At 72.0% G+C, this 22,228-nt stretch carries 11 protein-coding genes; 3 read left to right on the top strand and 8 right to left on the bottom strand.

The window, feature by feature from the left end; all coding sequences use genetic code 11:
• The first annotated feature begins 187 nt into the window (after window positions 1-187).
• From RLT59_RS35495 to RLT59_RS35485, 3 genes are all read left to right on the top strand, one after another.
• On the top strand, window positions 188-604 hold the full coding sequence (locus RLT59_RS35495) for a Fur family transcriptional regulator (protein WP_311307186.1): 417 nt from the start codon (window positions 188-190) through the stop codon (window positions 602-604).
• 162 nt (window positions 605-766) lie between these two features.
• Window positions 767-1,156 (top strand): hypothetical protein, encoded by a 390-nt coding sequence (locus RLT59_RS35490; RefSeq protein ID WP_311307185.1) that lies wholly within the window; start codon window positions 767-769, stop codon window positions 1,154-1,156.
• A 77-nt stretch (window positions 1,157-1,233) separates the two neighbouring features.
• The gene (locus RLT59_RS35485) at window positions 1,234-3,435 is read left to right on the top strand and encodes a hypothetical protein (RefSeq protein WP_311307184.1); all 2,202 of its coding nucleotides are present in this window, start codon (window positions 1,234-1,236) and stop codon (window positions 3,433-3,435) included.
• 113 nt (window positions 3,436-3,548) lie between these two features.
• On the opposite strand, the gene asnB is transcribed toward RLT59_RS35485, so the two are convergent.
• The 8 genes from asnB to RLT59_RS35445 all read right to left on the bottom strand — a co-directional run bounded on the left by asnB (window position 3,549) and on the right by RLT59_RS35445 (window position 22,150).
• Complete coding sequence (gene asnB / locus RLT59_RS35480; RefSeq protein ID WP_311307183.1) at window positions 3,549-5,390, bottom strand: asparagine synthase (glutamine-hydrolyzing); 1,842 nt, start codon at window positions 5,388-5,390, stop codon at window positions 3,549-3,551.
• A gap of 140 nt (window positions 5,391-5,530) precedes the next feature.
• Window positions 5,531-6,946, bottom strand: a complete 1,416-nt coding sequence (locus tag RLT59_RS35475; protein WP_311307182.1) for a hypothetical protein — start codon at window positions 6,944-6,946, stop codon at window positions 5,531-5,533.
• 9 nt (window positions 6,947-6,955) lie between these two features.
• Window positions 6,956-8,389, bottom strand: coding sequence for a DHA2 family efflux MFS transporter permease subunit (locus RLT59_RS35470; RefSeq protein WP_311307181.1), 1,434 nt, complete (start codon window positions 8,387-8,389; stop codon window positions 6,956-6,958).
• On the bottom strand, window positions 8,386-18,354 hold the full coding sequence (locus RLT59_RS35465) for a non-ribosomal peptide synthetase (RefSeq protein ID WP_311307180.1): 9,969 nt from the start codon (window positions 18,352-18,354) through the stop codon (window positions 8,386-8,388). Before RLT59_RS35465 ends, RLT59_RS35470 begins: the two co-directional genes overlap by 4 nt.
• A 1-nt stretch (window position 18,355) precedes the next feature.
• Complete coding sequence (locus RLT59_RS35460) at window positions 18,356-19,141, bottom strand: ABC transporter ATP-binding protein (RefSeq protein ID WP_311307179.1); 786 nt, start codon at window positions 19,139-19,141, stop codon at window positions 18,356-18,358.
• On the bottom strand, window positions 19,138-20,079 hold the full coding sequence (locus tag RLT59_RS35455) for a FecCD family ABC transporter permease (protein ID WP_311307968.1): 942 nt from the start codon (window positions 20,077-20,079) through the stop codon (window positions 19,138-19,140). The genes RLT59_RS35460 and RLT59_RS35455 overlap by 4 nt, the downstream gene beginning before the upstream one ends.
• Window positions 20,080-20,129: 50 nt before the next feature.
• The gene (locus RLT59_RS35450; RefSeq protein ID WP_311307178.1) at window positions 20,130-21,155 is read right to left on the bottom strand and encodes a FecCD family ABC transporter permease; all 1,026 of its coding nucleotides are present in this window, start codon (window positions 21,153-21,155) and stop codon (window positions 20,130-20,132) included.
• The gene (locus RLT59_RS35445; protein WP_311307177.1) at window positions 21,152-22,150 is read right to left on the bottom strand and encodes an ABC transporter substrate-binding protein; all 999 of its coding nucleotides are present in this window, start codon (window positions 22,148-22,150) and stop codon (window positions 21,152-21,154) included. The genes RLT59_RS35450 and RLT59_RS35445 overlap by 4 nt, the downstream gene beginning before the upstream one ends.
• Between the last annotated feature and the right edge of the window lie 78 nt (window positions 22,151-22,228).

Below are 22,228 nucleotides of genomic sequence, written 5' to 3'. Positions count from 1 at the left end.
AGGCGGTCACGGTCCGGATGCCGGCGTGAGCGCACCCGTCTCCTGAAGCCACGCATTTTCCCCTGCTGTTGACCTGACCCTTGGCTGTCAGCCGGAACCGATCCTACGATGGACCTAGTCCAAGTCAATACGACAGACGGGTCTGCGCGAATCATTCGCCGGACAACGCACAGTTAGGCTGGTGGGCATGAGTGACCTGCTGACACGACTCCGTGAACGCGGCTGGCGCATGACCGCGCAGCGCCGGGTGGTCGCAGAGGTCCTCGCGGGCGAGCACGTCCACTTCACGGCCGACGAGGTGCTCGTGCGCGCCGTCGCCCGGCTGCCGGAGATCTCCCGCGCCACCGTCTACAACACCCTCGGCGAACTGGTGGCGCTCGGCGAGGTGGTCGAGGTGGGCACCGACGGCCGGGCGAGGCGCTACGACCCGAACGCCCACCACCCGCACCAGCACCTGGTGTGCTCCGCGTGCGGCACCATCCGGGACGTCCACCCCGACACCGACCCGCTGACCGGGCTGCCGGACTCCGAACGGTTCGGCTTCACCGTCTCCGAGGTCGAGGTGACGTACCGGGGACTGTGCCCCGACTGCGTCGGCGGATGATCCACACCTGCAAGCGCCCCAATATCACACCAGTTGATATTTAGTCAACACGCTAGCCATATCGACCCGGCGCGTCGCAAGGACGGCTAGCGCGTTCGTTTTTCTAAGCTGCTTTCACTTCTGATCGTATTTAATCGACGAGGCGACCACGTCGCCTCGTCGATGACCTCGATACGGCAAACACCAAGCAGTTTGGCTCTTCATGCGGTCATCGCGCGCAACCTCACTCCGGACGATGGCACGGTAGTCAATCCAAGCCGCCGCTCGAAGGGTTCATTCTCGATGTCCGCCCACGCAACCCCGGACCCTTCACCGGACCCTGACCACAGTCCCGAACCTGATCTCGACCACGAACTCTCCCGCCAACTGAGGTCGATCGAGGGCGAATTGGCCAAACTGCGGAAGCAGCGCCGTTTCGGTCAGGCTGCACGAATGGTCAGTCTCATCTCCGCCGCCCGAGAAGCACTCGACGGATCGGACAGTGAGGTCTGGGCCGTGGTGGCAAGGTCGGCCAGGCAATTCGCCAAGTTGTTTGACTTGTTCGACAAGTGAAGAGGTACGTGATGAGCGACCATCAGACCGACGGCCCATTCCGGCCTCCGGTTTCGATAGAACGTCAGAATGCCTGGGTGGAAGCCGCCCTGGCGACCCCGCATGTGAAGTCGCCTCGTGCCGCCCTGCAGAACGCGGCCGCATTTCTCGTGGACCCGGAACACTCCCTGAGCGAGCCGGACGCCCATGGTGTCCGCACCCTCAGGGAGGGGTCCCTGCGGACGGTGCGTACCGACGCGGGCGAAATGCTGGTGGTCGAAGTGCAGATGCACGGGGTGGGCGGTGTCGTATGGGAGCACAACGAACGGATCAGCTCCCTCTGGCACTCGACGGCGGACCCCGCGGTCGGCGGACGGACCAAGCGTTCCCTCACCAGGGTGCACCCCTGGCCTCGCGAGAGTCCCGACGACGGCGAGCAGCCGTACGCGGCGCTGCTCAGCCATCCCCCCAACCGGCAGTGGCTCACCTCGAACACGGAAGAGGCCTCTGACGAACTGGACCGCCGGGACGGACTGCGTTCGTACGACCTCAAGGAAGACCTGGTCCTCAACGGCCAGCAGGAACCGGGCATGTACATCCCGCAACGGTTCTGCCTCACCGAACGCCCTCAGCTGAATGCCGACGGCGAGCCGATGCACCCCACCGAATACGTGGGCTGGATGGCCGTTCGAGGAAATAATCGAACGAAGCGACGTCAGGACATCTTTGGGCTGACGTCGGCCGAGGTTCTCACCGGTGTTCCGGCAAGCAAGCTCGGTCTGCCCGGTGACGAAGTCTTCTTCGACCCGCAGTTCTGGCTGGAGAAGCTCTCCGACCGGCTCAACCAGGAATGGGCCGAAGCCCGGCTCGCGGGTGACGAAGAGGCCACGGCGATCCGTGCGACCAATGTGGCGGTGGTGACCGCTCACCTGGTCGTCGGCACGCCGACCCCTGAACGCCTCTATCGCATCGTGCAGATGAGCAACCGCCGCGATCACGTGCATCCACCGCTGGAGTTCGTACCGAATGACCGGGGACGGGCCCTGGGGCGCAGCGTGCTCGGAATGTACGTGGCGCGAGGGGTTCTCGACGAGAAGGAATCACAGGTTCTGTCGGGTTTGGCGCCCGTCAGCGAACTGAGTCTCGCCGCGGACGACGCCACGGTCTCTGAGCTGCGCGATCTGCGCTCCATGATGATCCTGCGGGAGCTCTTTCCGACCGATCCTCACAAGAAGCTGCTGATCCGCCGGGCGCTCAGCGAGTCGCCTCCCTCGCAGCTGAGCAGCCCCGAGATCAACCGGCGTGCCCGCGCCTGGTCCGCTCTGACGTCGGAGAGCTACCCGGCCCCGTGGAATCCCCGTATCGCCGAGGTGTTCAATGCCGGGTCCGTCCGGGCCGGGCTGCACTTCTCCGGACGCCCGCTCCGAGAACTGCTGAACGCCGCGGACAAGGATGACAACGCCTTCGAGGAGCTGGTGGCCTACCGGGCAGCCCACTGGCTGGCCGCTTTCGACATCATCGACGCCGACCGGGGTTCGCTCACCGGCCAGAAGACGGACGACGACGACGGCGCCAAGGCCGCACGGGTCCGGCGCACGGTGAAGAACCACCTCAACGCCCTGCGGAGCAACCGGGTCATGGCTGTGGCCGTGCTGCGCGAGCTGGCGAGGGCCATGGACGAGGGAGACCGCAGGCCCGTCCGGGTCAGCCGTTCCGGGGCGCTGTTGATCGAGGAGATGAGCACGGCCTGGTTCGACAGGGAGTTCCCGAAGGATTCCGGCAAGCGCCGGCCCAAGGTTCCCGCCCCCCGGCAGGGCGGGAACGCTTCGGACGCGGCGCGGAACGACCCCGGCGGCACCGGGGCCTCCACCCAGTGGTTCTCCCAGCAGGAGTGGCGCGATCAGCCCGGGGACGGGGCCGCCCCGCCCCTCCCCGCCCTGTCCCCGTCGGCCGGGGAGAGCACCGCACCGGCCATGGGGGTGTCGGCCGGGATCGGTGCGACGGTGTCCGGCGCGGCCGTACCGTCCGAGGCGGCCGGTCCCGGTCCCTGGCCCGCCGAGCCCACCTTCGAGGAGCAGGTGGACGCGGCGGTGGACCTGACCCGACAGCTGCTGGAGCTTGCGGAGCGGGTGGAGGCATCGCTCACCGCGGTGTCGGCCGCGGCGGCGAAGGCCGGGATCGATCGGCCCCTGGCCGGGAAGGCGGGGGCCGAAGCCGCCCGGAATCTGGCCCGGACGCTGCCTTCGGTCCGCACGATGCGGGACACCGTGGAGGACCTGGGCGGGCGTACCGGTCAGTAAGGGGCATAGGGGGCATAGGCGGCGGGGGCAGGCTTCGATCCCGGCGCGGACAGGAACGCGGACAGGACCGCGGACAGAAAGGGATCAGGCCGGTCCCCGGCCGCGGCCACCGCTCAGGAGAACGAGATGTCCGGCTTGTAGAGGTCGAGCCACAGTGCCAGGTCCAGCGTGCGTTCCAGACCGCGCCGGGACGCCTGGGTGATCTGCGGTGCGTCGTGCTGCGCCGCGCGCGTGACCCGGTCGCGGTCGACGAGGTCGAAGACCGGGTGCGAGGGCCGGGCCAGCAGGTCCTTGGCGTGTCCCTGCAACGCGAGCGCGTATTTGGGGTCCTGGGTGGAGGGGTAGGGGCTCTTGACCCGGTCGTAGACCGACTTCGGCAGCACGTCCGCCGTGGCCTCGCGGAGCAGGGACTTCTCCCTGCCGTCGAAGGACTTCAGCGACCAGGGTGTGTTGTAGACGTACTCGACGAGGCGGTGGTCGCAGAAGGGCACGCGCACTTCGAGTCCGACCGCCATGCTCGCCCGGTCCTTCCGGTCGAGCAGGACGCGCACGAAGCGGGTCAGGTGCAGATGACAGATCTTGCGCATCCTGAACTCGAAGTCGCTCTCCCCGTCGAGGCGTTGTATACCGGCGACCGCTGTGCCGTAGCTGTCCTGGATGTACGACGGAATGTCGAGGGCGGCCGTCAGATCGGGCCTCAGCACATCGGAGTCGTCCCCGAAGTGCTGGGCGAAGCGCACAAGCCAGGGGAAGGTGTCGGCGCGCCGCGCCTCCTCGTCGAAGAACTGCAGATACCCGCCGAAGACCTCGTCGGCCGACTCCCCCGAGAGCGCGACGGTCGAGTGCTCCCGGATGGACCGGAACAGGAGGTACAGCGAGGCGTCCATGTCACCGAAGCCCATCGGGATGTCCCGCGCCCGGATCACCTGGGCCCGCACCTCCGGGTCGGCCAGTGCGTGCGAGTCCAGCACGATGTCCCGGTGTTCGGTGCCCGATGACCGGGCGACGTCGTGCACGTACGGCGTGTCCGGGGTGGCGCGCAGTTCGTCGGCGACGAAGTTGTCCGCCTGGCCGACGAAGTCGACGGCGAAACTGCGCACCGTCTCGCCGTTCTCGGCCAGTTGGCGGGCGGCGATGGCCGTCATGGCGGAGGAGTCGAGACCGCCGGAGAGCAGGGTGCAGCGTGGCACGTCCGAGACCATCTGACGTCGCACGATGTCGTCGAGGAGCGAGCGCACATGGGCGATGGACTCGACCTTGCCATCGGTGTGCGGGCGGGTCTCCAGCTGCCAGTAGACGTGCCGTCGCAGCCCGTTGCGGCCGACGGTGACGACGGTGCCGGGCTCGACCTCGCGCATCCCCTCCCACACGGCGTGGCCGGGTGTCTTGACGAAGGCGAAGAGCTCACGGAGCCCGTCGAGACCGACGCGGGCGCGGGACAGCGGGTTGGCCAGGATCGCCTTGGGTTCGGAGCCGAACAAGACGCCGTCCGGGGTCTCGTAGTAGTAGAAGGGCTTGATGCCCATCCGGTCGCGGATCATGACGAGCTTGTCGTGGCGGCCGTCCCACACCGCGAACGCGTACATGCCGTTGAGCCGCTCAGCGACCGCCTCGTCCCACTCCAGGTACCCGCGCAGTACGACCTCGGTGTCGGAGTCCGTGGTGAACCGGTGCCCGCGCGCCGCCAGTTCGCGTCGCAGCTCGGTGAAGTTGTACGTCTCCCCGGAGTAGACGAGGGCGACGGTGCCCTGCGGAGTGTCGGCCGTCATCGGCTGGCGCCCGCCGGGCAGGTCGATGATGGCCAGCCGACGGTGCCCGAGGGCCGCCGGACCGTTGATCCAGCTGCCGCGGTCGTCGGGGCCGCGACAGGACATCGTCTCCGTCATCGCGTCCACGGTCGCGGACTCACTGTTCAGGTCGCGTTCGAAGGAGACCCAGCCGGTGATGCCACACATGCGCTACCTCCTGCGTGCTCTCGTCGGCCGGGGCCCGGGAACCACAGCTGAGCAGCGGATTCGAGGCCTGTGCCACTCCCGGCCGAACTAGATGTACTGCGCAGTTACGTAACGAGAGTGCGTCGCGCCATTGCATACGGTCAACGTGGCCGTAACACGGCCGGGGCCGCCACCCGCACGCTTTCGGCCGCCCGCCGTACGACCCGGCATCGCACCGTCCGGGACGAACCGCACCGCAGCGGCCCGGACGGGCAGCGGGGACGAGGCGGAGCAACACATTCCGGCCATGGGCAAAGACTTACCCATGGTCGCGAAGCACTCACCCGTCGGGGATTGCGGGACAGCCCTCCGTCCTGCCAGTAGAACAACAGGGTGTCGACGCCGACGGGTTCACGCTCACCGAAGTAGTAGACGCAGAGGCCGGTGACCCGGATCGCCCCGGTGGTCTCGTCGATCCAGCGGAAGCCGGCCGATTCGAGGGCGTCGCGGGCGGCGGCATCGGTGGCGGCCCCGGCCACGAACGGCCCGAGGGTGCTGACGGACACCTCGCTCTCGCCGCACTCGATCACGTGATAGGTCCCACCGCCCTGGTGGTGGTACTCGCCGCACGGGACAGGGGGTTCCGGTGCCGTCCCCGCCGCCGTCAGCGCAGCCGTCGCCCGGCGGAGTCTCCCGTCCTGATCCGGGCGCACGGGCGGATCGGTACACAGCGCCTCGACGCGCCAGCGGGGATCGCTCTGCCGTTCGCAGCGGTTCGCGTACTCGTGCACGATCGCACCGCGGAGTTCCTCGTCCAGTCCGTCCACCTCGACCCGGGGGCTCCCCCGGGCCTCGTACGCGGCTCGGGTCTCCTCCGCGTCACCGGTCAGGCGGTGCAGGGCGTACGCGGCCCAGAGCGCGGCATCCGTCGTCGGCGCCTCGCCCAAGTAGCCGCGGAGCCGCACCGGATCGGACAGCAGCGACTGGGCCAGGTACGCGACGCCATGATCGGGGTCCGCCAGCGCGTCGGTCACGTCCGCCCCCCGCACGATGCCGGATCCGGACGTGAAAGGCGCGGTCCTCGGGCCGCTCGGCACCGATATCGGCAAGGATCGCTCGGCCCCGTACCGCGTGACCAACGCGTCCAGCGTGGCCGCACCGGCTGCCCGCCGGTGCGGCCACGGAGAGGCCGCGAGCGTCACCAGACCGGGTGCGGCCGACCGGTCTCCGAACAGACCACGCGCTTTGAGGATCGCATCCGGCATGGCGTACGAACGCTCGTGCCGCCGGTCCTCGTGCCTCAGCCAGGGCAGCAGCTCCGCTCCCCGGTCCGCGAGCAGGTCGAAAAGCGCGATGCGCACCTCGGCCACATCCTCCGGATCGCATACGCGTGCGATCAGCTCGGCGGCGTACCGCTCCGGCACCCGCCCGGCGGGCGCGAGGACGCACGATCTGCGCCGCCACCAGGGGTGTGCGGGGTCGGCCACGTACCGGGCGAGTTCGCCGGCGTCGAACTCACTCAGGCCGACGGTGTCCGCCCGGCCCGCCGACGGCACCAGCGTCTCGATGTTTCGCATGTCCGGATGCTACTGGCGGCCGCGGGGAGCGAGTTCCGGGCCGGATTCCCTCCTGACCCCGGTCCTGGGCAGCCTCGTCGCACCCGCCGCCGCACAGAGGCAGAAGCCGAGGACCCACCAGAAGGTGTCACCGAAGGCGGCGGGGATATCCGGGGCGCGGGCCGACAGCCGGTTCTGCAGGACCACCGCGAGGGCGGCGGTGCCGATCGAGCCGCCGACCGTGTTGAGCAGGTTGAGCGCGCCGGAGGCACGGGGGAGGTGTTCGGGCTCGATGCGGCTGTAGACGATGTTCATCACGGGTGCGCCGACCATGGCCATGCCGAAGCCGCGGACCGCCAGCGCCGCGGCGATCGCCGCGTCCGGGAGGCCGTGGTGGAGCTGGGTGAAGGGGGCGGTGCCGGCGAGGATCAGGACGATGCCGGTGACCACAAGGGTCCTCGGCGCGACCTTGCTGATCGTTCGGGTGACCAGCACGGAGCCGGCCGCCGCGCCGAGCCCCTGTGGGGCGAGGAGCAGACCCGCCTCCCAGGCCGACATACCGCGGCTGGTCTGGAAGTAGAGCGGCAGCAGGAACATCGTGCCGAACACCGACGCGCCCAGGACCAGCAGGGAGAGCGCGGCGGCGCCGAACGGGGGCCGGGTGAACAGGCGGGGGTCGACCAGCGGGGTGCCACGGGTCCGCAGGCCGTGCACGGTGAAGCCTGCCAGCATCGCCAGGCCCACGATGAGGCCCGCGGTGGCCGGGACGGTGCGGCCGTGGGCGACCTCGGTCAGGCCGAACACCAGCACGGCCAGTCCGGGCGAGAGCAGCAGGGCTCCTCGCAGGTCGAACGGCGTCCGCCGGTTCGCCGGGGGCACCGCCGGCACATAGCGGCGGGCCAGCAGGGCGGCGGCAAGGCCGATCGGCAGGTTGACCAGGAACAGCCAGGGCCAGGGCGCCACCGAGAGGATGGAGCCGCCTGCCAGCGGGCCGAACACCGGTGACAGCAGCGGGACGACCGCGACGACGCTGATCACCCGCCCGGTGCGGCCGGGCCCCGCGACGCGGGCCAGCAGCGCCTGTCCGGTCGCGGGCAGCAGGCCGCCGCCGAGGCCCTGGATCACCCGGAACACGATCAGGCTGGTCACCGACCAGGCCGACGCGCAGAGCACGGAGCCGAGCAGGAAGACGCCCACGGCGGCGAGCCACGTCCGCCGGCCGCCGTAGCGGTCGGCCAGCCAGCCGGACGCGGGCACGGCGGCGACCACGGCCAGCAGGTAGCCGGTGGTGACCCACTGGATCCCGGCGACGGACACGTCGAACTCGTCGGTGAGACGGTCGATTCCGACGCTGACGATCGTGGCGTCCAGCGTGGCCATGAAGGTGCCGAGCACCAGGATGAACGCGATCCGCAGCAGTTCCCGGTCGACCCGATCCCGCGGCGGTGCGGCGTCCGCGCTCATCGGCCCTCCAGGAGGCCGAGGACGTCGTTGTCGAGGTGCTCGTCCATGTCGCGGAGCAGGTCGAGCAGTTCCTCCGCGAGTCCGGGGGCGTCGATCCGGTGGGCGAGCACGCCGGTCCAGCCGTCGCCGTCCGGCATGACGGTCAGGGTGACCGGGTGATGGGTGGCCTCGCGGAAGCGGGTTCCGACGACGGTGAGGCCCGGGGCGGGTTCGCGGAGGCGGTCCGGGTCGACGGGGTAGTTCTCGAACACCACCATGCTGTCGAACAGCCTGCGCCGTCCGGTCAGCCGTTCCAGCTCCGACAGGGGCACGTGGTGGTGCTCGATCAGCGCCCGCTGCCGGGACTGGAGCCGGGTGAGGGTCTGTGCGAGGGTGCCGTCGAGCCGGGCCCGTACCGGCACGGTGTTGGCCAGCAGTCCGATGATCTCCTCCACGCCCTCCAGTTCCGGCGGGCGGCAGGACACCATGGCACCGAAGCAGACGTCCTGGTGGCCGGACCGGCGGGCGAGCAGCACCGACCAGGCGCCCTGCACCAGCGTGTTCGGGGTGAGACCGCGCCGGGCCGCGAGGCGGGTGAGGCGGGCCACCAGATCCGCGTCGAACTCGATGACCTCGGGTTCCTGCCAGGCCGGGCCGGGTTCGCCGCCGCCCAGGTAGTCGCCCTCGGGCAGTCCGTCCAGTTCGGCCGCCCACGCGCCGAGGTCGGGTTCGTGCTCGGCGCTCCAGCGCAGATAGCCGGCGAACGGGACGGGGGCGGGCAGCTCCGGGGCCTCGCCGCGCACCCTCGCCGTGTACAGGGCGAACAGTTCGGTGAGGATGCGCGGGGCCGACCAGCCGTCGGAGAGCACGTGATGGCTGGTCAGGACCAGCTCCGCGCGTTCGGGGCCGCACCGGATCACGGTCAGCCGCAGGAGCGGGCCTTGGGCGAGGTCGAACGGCTCGGCCAGGTCGGCCGCCAGCACCTCGGCTACGGACCCGTCCGCCACCCGGAAGTCCGGCCGGGGCGATCGCGGGATCACCGCCAGATCGGCGGGGAACACGGCGGCCAGGTTCGGGTGGCGCTCCAGCAGGTCGGTGCCCGCAGCGCGCAGGGCGCCGATGTCGAGCGGTCCCGCGAGGGAGAACGCCGACTGCACGGTGTACGGGTCGGGGCGCTCGGTGCGCGAGTGCCGCAGCATCACCTCCTGCAACGGAGTCAGCGGCTGCACGTCGGCGGCCGGGCGGTCGTGGTCGAGTGCGCTGAGCTCGGGGGCGGCGGCGACGCGCAGGAGCGCGTCCCGGATGTGCCCGGCCAGGGCTTCGGTCTCCGCGGTGGTGAACAGCGCGGACGGCCAGGTGATCCGGATCCCCAGCGCGTCGTCGCGCACCAGGGCGTTGACCATCAGGCTGTACGGCAGGGGCATCGCGTCGGAGCCGTTCGAGCCGAGCGGGTCGGCGTCCGGGGGCGCCTGCCACGGCGTCTCCCGGTCCGGGGCTCCGGGGTAGCGGCCGAGGTAGTTCCAGGCGATCTCCGGTGCCACCGGGTCCAGCAGGCCGGCGGCGGTGAGGATGCCGTGGCCGAGACCGTCGCCCTGGGCGCGCAGCCGTTGCCTGACCGCCTTCACGTCGTCGCCCGCTTCGAGCCTGACGGGGTGGACGGCGGTGAACCAGCCGACGGTCTGGGACAGGTCGACCTGTCGGGGGCGGCCGTGGCTCTCCAGCGCGACCAGCACCTCCGGTGTGCCGCGCCAGTCCCGTACCGCCTGCGCGAGTGCGGTGAGCAGCACGGCGTCCGGCGTGGTGCGGTATGCGGCCGGCAGGGTCGTGATCAGGGCGCGGGTCGGTCCGGGGTCGAGCCGGATCTCGTGGTGCTGGGCGGTGGCGACGGTGTCGCGGGCAGGGTCGAGGGGGCGGGTGAGCGCCGGGGTGGCGGTCATCCGCCGCCAGTGCGGGAGTTCGGAGCTCCGGTCGGCGTCGCGCAGTGAGCGTGCCCAGCCGAGGAACGACTGGCCGTGCCGGGTCAGCGTTCCGCCGGAGTGGGCGTGCTCCAGGTCGTCCAGCAGGACGCGCCAGGACACCCCGTCGACGATCAGGTGGTGGGCGATCAGGAGGAGCCGGCCCGGCCGGTCCGTTCCGGCGTCCACCCAGACCGCGCGCAGCAGCGGGCCGGTGCGCGGGTCCATCGACGCGCGGGCCGTGGCGATCGCGGCGTCGGACGGGGCCCGCAGGTCGCCGGTCGCCGTGACGCGGGTGAGTACGTCGGCGGCGGTCACGGCGCCGGCCGGCGGGATGTGCAGGGTGTCGCCGGTCAGTCGGGCCCGCAGTACGTCGTGTCGGGCGAGCAGCGCGTCGAGCACGGACCGCCAGCCCTTCTCGTCGCCGCCCGGCGGGACGCAGACCTCCACCCACTGGCAGAAGCCGTCCGCGGCCGTTCCCGCCCGGCGCAGCAGGTCGCGCATGAGCGGGGTCAGCGGGGCGTCTCCGGTCGTGGGGGCCTGTCCGGCGTCGAGGGCGGCGGCCCGCTCCGCGATCCCGGCGACCGTCTCCCCCTCGAACACGTCCTTGGCGGTCAGGCCGAGTCCCTGGCGGCGGGCGCGCGAGACCACTTGCAGCGAGACGATGCTGTCCCCGCCGATGGCGAAGAAGCTGTCGTCGGGGCCGATGTCATCGGTGCCGAGGACCTCGCGGAACACGCCGAGCAGAACGGCTTCGGCCCGGTTCGCGGGTTCGCGCCGGGCCGCCGTCTCTGTCTCGGGGGCCGGCAGCGCGGCGGAGTCGAGCTTGCCGCTGGGGCTCAGCGGCAGCCGGTCGATCGGTACGAGCGCCGTCGGCACCATGTGGTCAGGCAGCTCCCCGGCCAGGTACGCGCGGACCTGTGCGGTGTCGAGGCCGGCGCCGTCGACGGGGATGACGTAGCCGACGAGCCTGCCCTCGCGGACGATGACGGCGCAGGCGCGCACGTCGGGGTGGCCGGTCAGGGTGGACTCGATCTCGCCCAGCTCGACGCGGAAGCCGCGGATCTTGATCTGGTGGTCGGCGCGGCCGAGGAACACCAGCTGTCCGTCCGGCCGCCACCGCACCAGGTCTCCGGTGCGGTACATCCGTTCGCCGGGCGGGCCGAACGGGTCGGCCACGAACGCGGCGGCGGTCAGCCCCGGGCGGCCCAGATAGCCGCGGGCCAGGCTCGGCCCGGCGAGGTACAGCTCTCCCGTGACGCCGGTGCCGGCCGGCTGGAGTCCGCTGTCCAGTACGTAGGCGCGGACGTTGGGGTCGGGGCGGCCGATCGGCAGCGGTCCGGTGTCGTCCGGGTCGTACTGCCAGGTGACGGAGTTGATGGTGACCTCGGTCGGGCCGTAGGCGTTGAACAGCGCCCGGCGGCCCTCGCCCCAGCGTCGTGCCAGCTCGGGGTCGAGGCGCTCGGCGCCGACGACGAAGAACACGTCGGGGTCGACGGTGCGGTCGTCGGGCATCGCGGCCAGGAACGACGGCAGCAGGTTCACTCCGGTGACCCGGTGCTCGGTGATGTAGTCGAGCAGTTCGTCGCCGGGTACCCGCACCTCCTCCGGCGCGATCACGGAGGTGCCGCCGGAGAGCAACGGCACCATGGTCTGCCAGAACGCGACGTCGAAACCGGTCGAGGCGAAGTGCAGGTACCGGTCGTGCTCGGTGACTCCGACGACCTCCTCCTGGAGGGCGATCAGGTCGGGAACGCCCCGGTGGGTCACGCCGACGCCCTTGGGGCGCCCGGTGGTTCCTGAGGTGTAGATGACGTAGGCGAGCGCGTCCTCCGTGAGCCGGGCACGTGCCTCGGCCGGGTCGGTGTCGGGGACGGCGGTGAGGGTGGCCGGGTCGTCGAGCCGCAGGACCGGGATGTCGCGGTCGACGGGCAGTTCGGCGCCGTCCGTCACGGCGGCGGCCGGGTTGATGTCGTCGAACATGTAGGCCAGCCGCTCGCGCGGGTAGCTCGTGTCCATCGGTACGTACACCGCGCCGGCCTTGGCGACGCCGAAGAGCGCCACGGTCATCTCGATGTCGCGTCCGAGCAGCACGGCGACCGGGTCCTGGGGCCGTACCCCTCGGGCGATCAGGGCGTGGGCCAGGCGGTTGGCCCGCCGGTCCAGTTCCTCGTAGCTGAGGCCGCGGTCGCGGCAGACCAGGGCCTCGGCGCCGGGCTTGCGGCGTACCCACGCGGCGAATTCGTCCAGCCAGTGCCCGCGCTCCCTGGCGGGTACGGCGTCGGTGCCGGTACGCAGCATCAGGGCCCGCTCCTCCGCGTCGAGTGCGGGGAGGCGGAGCGCGGGCCGGGCCGGGTCGTCGACGATCTCCCGCAGGAGGTTGCGCAGCCAGCGGCCGTAGTCGCGCACGGTCCGCGCGCTGAAGGCGCGCGGCTGGTAGCCGAGGCCGATGGTGATCTCGTCGTCCGGGATGACGATGACGGTGAGCGCGTAGTGCGTGGCGTCGGTGATGTCCACCCCGGCCAGGTCGAGTCCGGGGGTGAGCGGGGTGCGCTTCCGGCTGGAGAGCGGGAAGTTCTCCATGACCAGCATCGTGTCGAAGAGTTCACCGACGCCGACGGCCCGCTGGATCTCGGGCAGGCCGGTGTGGTGGTGTTCGGCCAGTGCGACGCTCTCGGCGTGCACCTGTGCCATCAGTCCGGCCGCGGTCTGGTCCTGGGTGTGCCGGACGCGTACCGGGATGGTGGTGCCGAGCTGGCCGATCATCGATTCGACGCCGTCGACCTCGGCGGGCCGGCCGGAGACCGGGCAGCCGAACACGACGTCGCGGCGTCCGGTGAGCCGGCCCAGCAGCAGGCCCCACGCCGTCTGGAGCACGGTGGTCAGGGTGACGCCCTGCTCGCGGGCGAACGCGCGCAGCCGATCACTGAACTCGTGGCCCAGCGCGATGGTCTCGCGGCCGGGCCGCTCGACGCCGGCCGCGACGCTCGCGGGTGCCAGCCGGGTGGCACCGTCCACTCCGTCGAGGGCGTTGCGCCAGGCGGCGAGTGACGCCCCCCGGTCCCGACCGGCCAGCCAGCGGAAGTACTCCGACAGGGGTGGGGCGGCCGGTACGGCGGGGCCGCCGCTCAGTTCGGCGTAGAGGGCGAGCAGGGTGCGGCCGACCAGCGGCATCGACCAGCCGTCCAGCAGGGCGTGGTGGTTGGTGATGACCAGCTTGTGCTCGGCGGGGCCGACGCGGGAGAGCAGGAAGCGGATCAGCGGGGGCCGGGCCGGGTCGAAGGGGCGTTCCAGGTCGGCGCGGGCCGCTTCGGGGAACCGGTCGTCCTGGCGCCATTCCAGGGCGACTTCGGCGGGGATGACCTGGACGACGTCGTCCCCGGCCGTGCCCAGGTACATCCGCAGGGCGGGGTGGCGGCGCAGCAGTTCGCGGGCGGCCTCCGCCATCCGGTCCGGCTCCAGCTCGCCGGCCAGGGTGGTCACGGCCTGGACGACGTAGACGTCGGTGTCCTGCTCTTCACGGACGATGGTGTGGAAGGAGAGCCCGACCTGGAGTGGGGTGGCGGGCAGGATGTCGGTGATCGGGCCGGTGCGTTCGAGGGCGTCGATGGCGGGCTGGTCGAGGCCGACCAGCGGGAGGTCGGACGGCGTGAGGCCGCCCTCGGTGTGGAGCGCGTGCGCGGCCAGCGCGTCCAGGGCGGCGGCCCAGGCCTGCTGGAGGGCGGTCACCGCGTCGGCGCCGAGCACTCCGGTCGCGGCGGTCCACTCGACGGCGAGCCGGGGCTCGCCCTCCTCGTGGACGAAGCAGTTGAGGGCGAGGATCTGCTCCAGGGCCTTGGCTCCGGGCTCGATCACCGAGAAGGCGTCGCGCTCCGGCAGCCGCCAGCCGCTCGCGGACAACGGGGCGAACCTGCCGAGGTAGTTCAGCAGTACGTCCGGCGGCGGGGTGGCGGCCAGCTCGGGTCCGGTCTCCGGGTCGAGGTGACGCAGGACGCCGTATCCGACCCCGCCGTCGGGGACGCCGCGGCGGGCCTCCTTGGCGGCGCGGATCGCCTGCCCGACGTCGTCGCGGACGGGGACGCGCACCGGGTACTCACTGGTGAACCAGCCGACCGTGCGGGCCAGGTCGAGGTGTTCGCGGCCGTGGCCCTCCATCGAGACGGTCAGCGCGTCGCCGGGCAGACCCCAGCCGCGCAGCGCGAGGACGAGTGCGGCGAGCAGCACCTCGTCGACTCCCGCTCGGTAGGCGGCGGGCAGCGTGGTCAGGAGCGCCTCCGTGGCCTCGGCGGAGGCGACGGTGACGGACCGGTGGGCGGTGGCGACGGTGTCCCGCCGCTGGACCAGCGGCCGGGCGCCGAGCCGGGGGGCGGCGGCGAGCGCGGTCCGCCAGTGGTCGAGTTCGCCGCGCCGCGCGCCGGATTCCCCCTGTCCGGCGAGGAGCAGCGCGTGCTGGCGCCAGGACGCTCCGACCGGTTCGAGCGTGCCGTCGGTACAGGCGGTGTGCAGGTCGGGCAGCAGGACGCGCCAGGACACACCGTCCATGGCGAGGTGGTGCACGACGACGACCAGCCGGTCCGGTCTGTCCTGTCCGGTACGGAGCAGGGCCGCCCGCAGCAGGTCGCCGGAGCTCGGGTCGAGTTCGGCCGCCAGCCGCTCCGCCAGGGCGGTCACGTCCTGACCGAGGACTTCGTCGACGACGGGCCGCACCGTGCCGCGTGGCAGGACCTCCAGCCCGTCGGCCACCCGCAGCCGCAGTGCGTCGTGGTGGTCGAGCACGGCCTGTACGCCGGTGACCAGGTCGTGGTGGGCGAGGCCGTCGACGCGCAGCGCAGTCCACTGGGCGTATCCGGCGACGACGCCGGTGTCCGGGTGCGGGTCGAGCAGGCCGCGTACGATCGGCGGCGCGGGTACCGGCCCGACCGGCTCGTCCGCCGGCTCGGACGCCTGTGTCAGCGGTTCCGCGGAGGCCGCCAGCGCGGCGAAGGTACGGCGGGCCAGCAGATCCCGGGGGCGCAGCGCGAGGCCCGCCGTCCGCAGCCGGCTGCTGACGGTGATCGCGGTGATGCTGTCGCCGCCGAGGGCGAAGAAGTCGTCGTCCACGCCGACCCGTTCGACGTCCAGCACCTCGGCCAGGACCGCGCACAGCAGCCGCTCCCGCTCGGTGCGGGGCTCCCGGCCGGAGCCGCCGGGCAGGGTGGGCGCGGGCAGGGCGGCGCGGTCGAGCTTGCCGTTGGGGGTGACCGGCAGCCGGTCCAGCACCACGACCGCCGCGGGCACCATGTGCTCGGGGAGCCGTCCGGCCAGGTGGGCACGGGCAGCGTCGCCGGTGAGCGAGGTGGACACGACGTAGCCGACCAGCCGGGACGACCGCACTCCGGCGGCCGCGGCGGTGACTCCGGGCAGTGCGGCGAGCGCCGCCTCGACCTCGCCGGTCTCCACCCGGTGGCCGCGGATCTTGACCTGCCCGTCGCCCCGGCCCCGGTACTCAAGGCCCTGGCCGGGCAGCCACCTGACCAGGTCTCCGGTGCGGTACATGCGCTCGCCCGGTGCGCCGAACGGGTCGGCCACGAAGCGCTCTGCGGTCGCCCCCGGCATGCCGAGGTAGCCGCGCGCGAGGTGCGGCCCGGCCAGGTAGAGCTCACCGGCCGTGCCGTGCGGGACCGGTTGCAGCGCGCTGTCCAGGACGTAGGTACGGGTGCCGGCGAGGGGGTGGCCGATCGTCGGCCCGTCGCCCTCGATCCTTGCGGTGGTGCTGTCCACGGTGGCCTCGGTCGGCCCGTAGATGTTGCGTGCGGTGACGCCCGATTCGGTGATGCGGCGCCACAGCGCGGGCGGCGTGGCCTCGCCGCCGAGGACCAGGAGCGTCGGGCGCAGGTCCAGCAGCCCGCCCTCGATCAGCGGTGCGGCCATCGACGGGGTGGTGTCCACGATGTCGATGCCGTCGCGGGAGTACGCGGTGAGCAGGGCGTCGGCGTCGCGGGCGGTCTCGGTGTCGTAGACGTGCAGTTCGTGCCCGCACAGCAGCCACACCAGGTGGTCGAACGCGGAGTCGAAGGCGAAGGAGTAGGTGTGCGCGACGCGCAGTCGCCGGCCGGCCGCCTGCTCGGCCTCGGCCACGACGGTGGCCCGCTGGTGGTGCAGCAGCGAGGCCAGCCCGCCGGCCCGGCCGAGGACACCCTTGGGGCGTCCGGTCGACCCGGAGGTGTGGATGACGTAGGCGAGGTGGTCGGGGTGCCGAGGCGCGGCCAGTTCACCGGCCGTCAGGGGCGCGCCGGACATCATGGCCGCCTCGTCGAGCAGGGTCTCCCACGGAAGGCCCTCGGTCGCGCCTGCGGTCAGTACCAGCGCGGGGCGGGTGTCCTCGATCAGTTCCCGCAGCCGCTCGGGCGGGTGTGCGGCGTCCAGGGGCAGGAACGCGGCGCCGGCGTCCAGCACGGCCAGCAGCGCGACCACCGAGTCCGCGGAGCGGGGCAGCGCGAGCGCCACGACGTCGTCGGGGCCGATGCCCCGGGCCCGCAGCGCGCGGGCCAGCCGGTGCACCCGGTCCGCCAGGTCCGCCGCGGTCAGCCGGTCTCCTTCACAGACCAGGGCGGTACGGCCGGGCCCCGCGGCGGTCATCGCGGCGAACGTGGCCGGTACGTCCAGCGGTGTGCCGGGCAGGGCGGGCGGGCACCACTCGGCCGGAAGTTCCGCGTCGCCGGTCAGGGCGATCCGGCCGACGGGCAGTCCGTCGGTCAGCCCGGACAGCAGGGCCAGCAGCCCGGACAGCAGGGCGTCGACCGAGGCCTGGTCCTTGGACCGGGCGTCGACCTCGAAGCCGAGCAGCAGCCCGCCGTCCCGGCTCTGCAGGACGCTGAGGCCCATGTCCTCCGGCGGTCCGCCCGCGACGTTGCGCATCACACCGCCGGCCCCGGCGAAGTCGATCGCCAGGTCGAACGCCTTGAGGTTGATCCCGCGTCCGTGCAGCAGGGCGCCCGCGCCGGGTACTCCGAGGTCCCTGGGCAGGTCCTCGCCCCGGTAGCGCTGGTGCTCCCGCATCTCGCGCATGGCGGCGGCGACCCGCCGACTCAGCTCCCCCAGTCCGTCCCCGCCGCGCACGGTGACCCGCAGCGGCAGCACGTTGACGGCCATGGCGGGGGTGCGCAGCTCGGCCGAGCCCGCCCGGCACATCAGCGGCAGCGCGAACACCAGGTCGGTGCGGCCGAGCATGCGGTGCAGGAACGCGGCGTAGCAGGCGATCAGCGCCTCGCCCCAGGCGACGCCCTCCCGGCCGGCGAACGCGCGCAGCCTCGCCGTCTCCTCCGGGGTGACGACGGCGCGGGCGGTCAGGGTGTGCTCGGGCGAACCGCCTGCGGTGTCGGGCCCGGTCGCCTCGTCGAGTTCGGGCAGCGGGGTGAACCGCTCGACCCAGTACGCGCGGTCCTCGGTGAACCGGTCGCTCTCCCGGTAGGCCCGGTCGGCGGCGACGAGGTCCGCGAACCCGCCGAAGGTGGAGACGGGCGGCTCCGTCCCGCGCGCCAGGGCGGTGTAGCGGGCGGCGGTGCGACGGGCGAGCATCGCGGCGGTGTAGCCGTCGAAGACCAGGTGGTGGCCGAGCTGGGTGTACCAGACCTCGTGGTCGGACAGCCTGATGACGGTACGTGCGTACAGCACCCGGTCCGTCATCCCCCGGCATGCCTCACCCGTCCGGGCCCGCTCGGCGTCGACGAGGGCCTGGGCGGCGGCGACGGGGTCCGCAGAGGCGCTGACGTCGACCACCTCCGGCAGCCCGACCGGTTCCCCGCTCACCTTCTGGCGGGGCCCGTCCGGGGTGTCGTACACCCGCAGCCGGAGGGTCTCGGCCTCCTCCGTGGTCGCCCGGACCGCCTCGGCGAGCGCGTCCGCGTCGACCGGCTCCGTGCCGGATATCTCCACCACGTCGCCGACCACGTAGTACGGCGAGTCGGGCTCCAGGCGCTGCGCGTTCCAGATGCCCAACTGGGCACTGGTCAGGGCGAGAAGGCCGTCCGAGGGCGCGCTTGCGGTGCTCAACTTACTCTCCTTGAAGTGTGGGTACGACCATCGGCGTGCCGGTCACCGGATCGGGGACGATGACGCTCGGCAGGTCGAACACGTCCTTGATCAGCGCGGCGTCCACGATGTCCCCGGGAACGCCTTCCGCGACCACCCGGCCGTCCTTCATGGCGATCAGGTGGTCCGCGTAACGGCAGGCCTGGTTGATGTCGTGCAGGACGGCGACCACCGTGCGGCCCTCGTCGCGGAGCCTGGCCAGCAGTCCGAGCAGCTGGTACTGGTGGGTGATGTCGAGGAACGACGTCGGCTCGTCGAGCAGCAGATAGGACGTCTGCTGGGCGAGCACCATGGCCATCCAGACCCGTTGGCGCTGTCCGCCGGAGAGCTCCTGCACCGGCCTGCCGTGCAGGTCCTCGACGCCGGCGGCGGCCATGGCCTCCGTAACGGCCTGCTCGTCCTCTGCGGACCAGAGCGCCAGCATCGACTGGTGCGGGAACCTGCCCCGGCCCACGAGCTGGCGGACCTTGATGTCGTCGGGGGCCAGGGGGTCCTGCGGCAGGAAGCCGAGCTCTCTGGCCAGTGCCTTGGTCGCGTAGCCGCCGACGTCGCGGCCGTCGAACTCCACCTGGCCGGAGTCGGGGCGCAGCAGCCGGACCAGTGCGCTCAACAGGGTTGATTTCCCGCAGGCGTTGGGGCCCACGACGGCGGTGAACGCGCCGTCGGGGATGTCGAGGCTCAGCCGTGTGGACACGACGCGGTCTCCGTAGCGCAGGGTGATCTCCCGCGCCGTCAGGCGTGCGGTCACGCGCGCCTCACCTCCTTGGTCAGCAGCCAGATCAGATAGCAGCCGCCGATCGCGGTGCTCACCACGCCGACGGGCAGCGCGACGGGCGCGAGCAGCATCTGGGCGATCAGGTCGGCGCCCTGGAGCAGCACCGCCCCGGTCAGCGCGGCCGGGAGCAGCGGCACTCCGGCGGCGCCCGCGAGCCTGCGGCCGATCTGCGGGGCGGCCAGGGCGATGAACGCGATCGGCCCGGCCACGGCGGTCACCGTGGCCGTGCAGCCGACGCCGACCAGCACCATGAGCAACCGCAGCCGGCCGAGACCGACCCCGGTGGTCACGGCGACCGCGTCACCGAGCGAGGCCTGGTGCATGGCATGCGACCGTGCGGTCATCAGGGCCAGCAGCACGGCGATCACCGTGAACGGAATCCCCAGGTCGGACCAGCCCACGCCGTTGAGCGAGCCGGCGCTCCAGCCGACGGCGGCGATCGCCACTTCGAGTTCGGCGCGCAGCACGATCCAGGAGTTGATCGCGGTCACCATCGCGTTGAAGGCGATTCCGATGACCACCAGCCGCAGCCCGGAGAAGCCGCTGCGCAGCGAGAGCAGGTAGATGGCGGCCGCGACGAGCAGTCCGCCGAGCACCGAGCCGGTGGCCAGTTGCGCGGATGTGCCGGACAGTACGGTCATGGCGACCAGGGCGCCGGTGTAGGCGCCGGCGTCGAGGCCGATGACGTCCGGGCTGCCCATCGGGTTGCGGGTGAGGTTCTGGAAGATCGCCCCCGCGACCCCGAGGGCGGCGCCGAAGACCAGTCCGGCCAGCACCCGTGGCAGCCGCCAGTCCCGGATCACCACGGAATGGTCCGCGCCGCTCAGCACGGCGAACACCTTGCCGGGCGAAGACCATGACGCCCCGTAGCAGAGTCCGAGCAGGCCCAGGGCGAGCATCAGGGCCACCATCACGGCGACGAGCAGCACCGTGCGGCGTTCTGCCCTCAGTCCGAGGCCGTTCACAGTGACCCCGCCCCGTAGCGGCGGACGGCCCAGATCAGCATGGGGCCGCCGAGGAAGGCGGTCACGATGGCCACCGGCACCTCACCGGTGGGCAGCAGGACCCGTGCGCAGATGTCGGCGACGAGCAGCAGGACCGGGCCCAGCACCATCGTGTAGAGGATCAGCCAGGGCACCGAGCCCCCCGCCGGTCTGCGGACCAGGTGCGGCACGATCAGTCCGACGAAGAGGATGGGACCGGCGACCGCGGTGGCCGCCCCGCTGAGCACGGTGATCAGCACCAGGGCCACGGTCCGTACCCGGCCCACCCCGGCGCCCAGGGTGTGCGCCACGCTCTCCCCCAGCGTCAGGGCGTTGAGCGCCCGGCTCAGCAGCAGCGCACCGAGCAGGGACACCCCGATCGCGGTCAACGGCAGAGCCAGGGGCACCTGTTCGCGCCCGGCCAGCGATCCGACCGACCAGAACCGGTAGCTGTCGAAGGTGTCCGGGAGCATCAGCCGCATGCCCAGCGCGACACCGCCCAGCACCGCGGTCAGGGCGACGCCGGTAAGCACCAGGCGCAGCGGTGAGCGCCGGCCGACCGCGGCGACGAGCAGCGCCGCGAGTACGGATCCGGTGATCGCGAAGCCGAGTTCGCCCGCCTGGCCGGTGGCCAGGCCGAGCGCGGAGCCGACGGTGACGGCGAACCCGGCGCCCGCGGTGACCCCAAGGATGCCGGGCTCGGCCAGCGGGTTGCGGGCCAGCGTCTGGATCAGCGCGCCGGACACCGCGAGCGCGGCGCCGACCGCGACGGCCAGCAGTGCGCGCGGCGCCCGGATGTCCCGCACGATCACGTGGTCGTCGTCGGTGGGCCGGAAGTCCAGCAGGGCCCGTACGACGTCGGCGGGCGGAACGTGGCGGGCTCCGACGCCCATGCTGAGTACGGCGACCGCCGCCAGCAGCACCAGTCCGCCGGCGAGCAGGCCGATCTGCGGCATGGCCCGCCCGGATCTCGCCGCCCGGTACGCGCGGCCCGCGACGGTCACCGGTTCAGCAGCGGAGCGAGCGACTTGTCGATCGCGTCCAGGGTCCTCATGGCTTCCCCGTAGGTCGCGGCCTCTGTGTAGCGGAACGGGAAGGCCTTCCCGGCCTTGACCGCGGGGAGCTTCTTCCAGAGCTTGGAGTCCAGGACGTACTGGACGGGCTTGGGGACGCTGCCGTCGGCGTTGACCGAGTACGTCATGACGTCGGCCTCGCGGAACGCGGCCGGGAGTTCCTCGATGGACGGGTACTCGCTGACCGACTGGGAGCCCGGCCCCGACTTCTTGACCTTGCCGTAGTACTTCGCGCCGATGTCGTCCGCGATGTTGGTGCCCCACGAGCCGTCGAACTCGCGCTGGAAGGTGCCCTTGGCGGTGTCACCGTACGCGCCGACGTGGCCCAGCTTGAGCTGGGGCAGCACGCTCTTGTACTTCTCCGCCAGGGTGGCGGCCTTCTTCTCGTACGCCTTCTTCGCCACGTCGAACTGCTTGAGCGCGCCCGCGGCGTCGGACTGCTTGCGGGACAGCTCGCGCCAGGCGGAGGGAACGGTCGGGCCGATCGCCACGACCGGGGCGATGGACTCCAGGCGCTTGATGTCGATGTCGCCCAGCACGGGGGCGGGGACCCCGATGATGATCAGGTCGGGCTCGGCCTCGGCCACGGCCTCGTAGTTGGTCTCGGCCGCCTGCTCGCCCGCCACCTTGGGGAGCTTCTTGTACGTGGCGAGGTCTTCCTTGGTCATCATCGGCTCGCCGCGCTGCCAGGAGGAGATCCCGACCAGGGGCGCGTCGGCCTCGATCATGGCGGGCACGGCGTAGCCGGTGGCGACGACCCGCTTCGGGTGGGCGGGGATGGTGATCTTGCCGTTGTCCGCGGCGAACACCCGGGTCCCGCTCCCCTTCGAGGTATCGGACCCGCCGTCCGATGACGACCCGCACGCGGTCAGGAGGAGGGCCAGCGACACGGCGCCGACGAGGCCGGACGATCTGCGTATGGACATGCGAAACTCCTTGTTACTTAGGTAAGGCTTACCTTACGTGATGATCTTTGGGCAGAGCAACCAGGCGCCAGGCGTCAC

It is taken from the genome of Streptomyces sp. ITFR-6 (genome assembly GCF_031844725.1).
GTDB lineage: Bacteria > Actinomycetota > Actinomycetes > Streptomycetales > Streptomycetaceae > Streptomyces.
Note: the sequence above shows the minus strand (reverse complement) of the source record. Positions and strands in the feature narration are given on the sequence as shown.

Coding starts and splice junctions, on each gene's coding strand:
- RLT59_RS35495 (WP_311307186.1), top strand. CDS start 188: ATGAGTGACCTGCTGACACGACTCCGTGAACGCGGCTGGCGCATGACC.
- RLT59_RS35470 (WP_311307181.1), bottom strand. CDS start 8,389: ATGAGCGCGGACGCCGCACCGCCGCGGGATCGGGTCGACCGGGAACTG.
- RLT59_RS35455 (WP_311307968.1), bottom strand. CDS start 20,079: ATGGTGGCCCTGATGCTCGCCCTGGGCCTGCTCGGACTCTGCTACGGG.
- RLT59_RS35475 (WP_311307182.1), bottom strand. CDS start 6,946: ATGCGAAACATCGAGACGCTGGTGCCGTCGGCGGGCCGGGCGGACACC.
- asnB (WP_311307183.1), bottom strand. CDS start 5,390: ATGTGTGGCATCACCGGCTGGGTCTCCTTCGAACGCGACCTGAACAGT.
- RLT59_RS35445 (WP_311307177.1), bottom strand. CDS start 22,150: ATGTCCATACGCAGATCGTCCGGCCTCGTCGGCGCCGTGTCGCTGGCC.
- RLT59_RS35490 (WP_311307185.1), top strand. CDS start 767: ATGACCTCGATACGGCAAACACCAAGCAGTTTGGCTCTTCATGCGGTC.